The sequence below is a fragment of the Streptomyces kebangsaanensis genome, from assembly GCF_001906585.1.
GTDB classification, from domain to species: Bacteria; Actinomycetota; Actinomycetes; order Streptomycetales; family Streptomycetaceae; genus Streptomyces; species Streptomyces kebangsaanensis.
Genome location: NZ_JUJA01000164.1, coordinates 96,254 through 99,219, shown reverse-complemented (window position 1 = coordinate 99,219; position 2,966 = coordinate 96,254). Strand labels below are relative to the sequence as shown.

General features: G+C 74.2%; 3 protein-coding genes. All 3 read left to right on the top strand.

All coding sequences use genetic code 11. From position 1 onward, the window contains the following. Positions 1-151 precede the first annotated feature (151 nt). The 3 genes from RH94_RS33545 to RH94_RS33535 all read left to right on the top strand — a co-directional run bounded on the left by RH94_RS33545 (position 152) and on the right by RH94_RS33535 (position 2,780). Positions 152-895, top strand: coding sequence for a PIG-L deacetylase family protein (locus RH94_RS33545; RefSeq protein ID WP_073952095.1), 744 nt, complete (start codon positions 152-154; stop codon positions 893-895). Between the two features lie 91 nt (positions 896-986). Further along, the gene (locus RH94_RS33540; protein WP_073952094.1) at positions 987-1,889 is read left to right on the top strand and encodes a sigma-70 family RNA polymerase sigma factor; all 903 of its coding nucleotides are present in this window, start codon (positions 987-989) and stop codon (positions 1,887-1,889) included. Between the two features lie 42 nt (positions 1,890-1,931). Beyond that, on the top strand, positions 1,932-2,780 hold the full coding sequence (locus RH94_RS33535; RefSeq protein ID WP_073952093.1) for a pentapeptide repeat-containing protein: 849 nt from the start codon (positions 1,932-1,934) through the stop codon (positions 2,778-2,780). Positions 2,781-2,966: the final 186 nt, after the last annotated feature.

Here is a 2,966-nt window from a genome sequence, read left to right as displayed (position 1 = left end):
GGCCGGCCAGTGCCCCGGCAGGCAACGTCTGCCCGTCAAGGAGCGGCGTCCGGTGCGTGCTCCGGGGTCCCCCTGCTCGAAGAGCTTGGGGGAGCGTGCCGGGCGTCGCGGCGGGGCGAACGTTGCCTGCCGGGGCGCTAGTCTTCCGCGCATGACGCAGTCCAGGACCAGCCCCCTGCAGCTCATGCCCGACGACTGGCGGCGCGCCCTCGCCGTGGTGGCGCACCCGGACGACCTGGAGTACGGATGCGCGGCGGCGATCGCTGCCTGGACCGACGCCGGCCGCGAGGTCGCGTACGTCCTCGCCACCCGCGGCGAGGCGGGCATCGACACGCTGGAACCGGAGAAGTGCGGCCCGCTGCGGGAACGGGAGCAGCGGGCGAGCGCGGCCGTCGTCGGCGTGTCCGAGGTGGAGTTCCTCGACCACCGGGACGGCGTGATCGAGTACGGCACCGCCCTGCGCCGCGACATCGCCGCCGCGATACGCCGCCACCGCCCCGAACTCGTGATCACGCTCAACCACCGCGACACCTGGGACGGCGCCCTCTGGAACACCCCGGACCACGTGGCCGTCGGCCGCGCCACCCTGGACGCGGCGGCGGACGCCGGCAACCGCTGGATCTTCCCGGAGCTGACCGAACAGGGCCTCGAGCCCTGGAACGGCGTCCGCTGGGTCGCCGTGGCCGGCTCCGCCACGCCCACCCACGCCGTGGACGCCGGCCCGGGCCTGGACCGCGCGGTGCGCTCGCTCCTGGAACACCGCACCTACATCGAGGCGCTGACCGACGGGGACCCCGAATCGTACGCCCGCGACTTCCTGACCTCGACCGCCGAGGCGGTGGGCGAACGGTTCGGCGGGAAACCGGCGGTGGCGTTCGAATTGTTCGGCCGGTGAGGCACGCGGGGGCCCAAGGTGATCGCGACGGACGGTGGACGACGGACGGCGGACGGTGAGACGGTGAACCGGGAGGGGGCGGGGAACGGACATGGCCGGCACGGGTGACGAGGACGTCCTGGCACGGCGCTTCGAGGAGCACCGCGGGCAGCTGCGGGCGGTGGCCTACCGCATGCTCGGCTCGCTGTCCGAGGCCGAGGACGCCGTCCAGGAGACCTGGCTGAAGCTCACCCGCGCGGACGCGGACGCCATCGGGAACCTGGGCGCCTGGCTCACCACCGTGACCGGCCGGGTCTGCCTCGACCTGCTCCGCGCCCGCACCGCGCGCCGCGAGGAGCCCATGGACGACACCTTCGTCCCCGACCCGGTGATCCGGCCCCTGCCGTGGACCGACCCCGAGCAGGAGGCGCTCCAGGCCGACTCGGTCGAGCTCGCCCTGCTCGTCGTACTGGAGACCCTCCAGCCGGACGAGCGGCTGGCGTTCGTGCTGCACGACCTGTTCGCGGTGCCCTTCGACGACATCGCGCCGATCGTGGAGCGCGGCACCGCGGCGACCCGGCAGCTCACCAGCCGCGCCCGCCGCCGGGTGCGGGGCGCCACCCCGCCCTTCGAAGCCGACCTCGGACGCCAGAAGAAGGTCCTCGACGCCTTCCTCGCCGCCTCACGCGCCGGCGACTTCGAGGCCCTGGTCGCCGTCCTCCATCCCGATGTGGTCCTCCGCGTCGACTCCGGCGCGCTGGTCCGCGGCGCGGCCGCCTCGAAGGTGGTCCACGGGGCCGGGACGGTGGCTGCCGGGGCCATCACCTTCGCACGGTACGCCGAGACCGCCCGCCTCGTCCTGCTCAACGGCACGATCGGTGTGGCCAGTGCCTCCGAGGGGCGGCCGCTGTCGGTCATGGGCGTCACCGTCACCGACGGCCGGATCACCCACATGTACATCCTGGCCGATCCCGCCCGCCTGGAGCGCCTGGACCCGGAGGCATCGGCGTCCTGACCGCCGTCCGGGCCCTTCCCGCACGTCAGTAGGCTGGACGCCATGTCAGATCAGACTGCCGACCGGCCTGCTCGGCCCGAGCTGCGCGGGGACTGTGCGCGGTGCTTCGGGCTGTGCTGCGTCGCCCTGCCCTTCGCCGTCTCCGCGGACTTCGCGCTCGACAAGCCCGCCGGAAAGCCCTGTCCGAACCTTCGGGGGGACCATCGGTGCGGGATTCACGCGCGGCTCAGGGAGAAAGGATTCAGCGGGTGCACGGTCTACGACTGCTTCGGGGCCGGGCAGAAGGTCTCGCAGGTCACCTTCGGCGGGCGGGACCGGCGTACGGGGTCCGAGGACGACGCCCGGCGGATGTCCGAGGTGTTTCCGGTCGTGCGGCAGCTGCACGAGCTGCTGTGGTACCTGACCGAGGCGCTCGCGTTGGGCGCCGCGCGGCCGGTGCACGCGGAGCTGCGCCGTGCCCTGGAGCACACCGAGCGGCTCACCCTGCTGCCGCCCGGGGAACTGGCCGCTCTGGACGTCGGGGCGCACCGGCAGGAGGTCAATGTGCTCCTGCTGCGCAGCAGTGAGCTGGCGCGGGCCGGGGTGCGGGGCGCCAAGGGCAGGAAGAAGGACCGGCGGGGTGCGGACCTGATCGGGGCCCGGCTGAGGGGAGCCGATCTGCGGGGGACCAGTCTGCGCGGCGCCTGCCTGATCGCGGCCGACCTCACCGGCGCCGATCTGCGCCAGGCGGATCTGATCGGCGCCGACCTGCGGGACGCCGACCTCACGGACGCCGATCTGACCGGTGCGTTCTTCCTGACCCAGCCGCAGCTCGACGCGGCCCGGGGGAGTGCCGGCACCCGGCTGCCCGGGTCGGTCTCCCGCCCCGCGCACTGGACAGCGCGGGGCTGACACGCGCCCCTGTTCCGTCGGGTCCGGGTCCGGGGCCGGGCGCAGCCGCAGGACTTGAGGCATGAGCGTCAGCGGCTCGGTCACCTTCAGCCGGTGGCCGGGGTTGGCGTGCGGGTCGTGGCGGCGCAGCGGCAGGCCGAGGACCAGCGTCGCCCCGTGCAGGGCGGACCGGCGGCCGATGCAGGC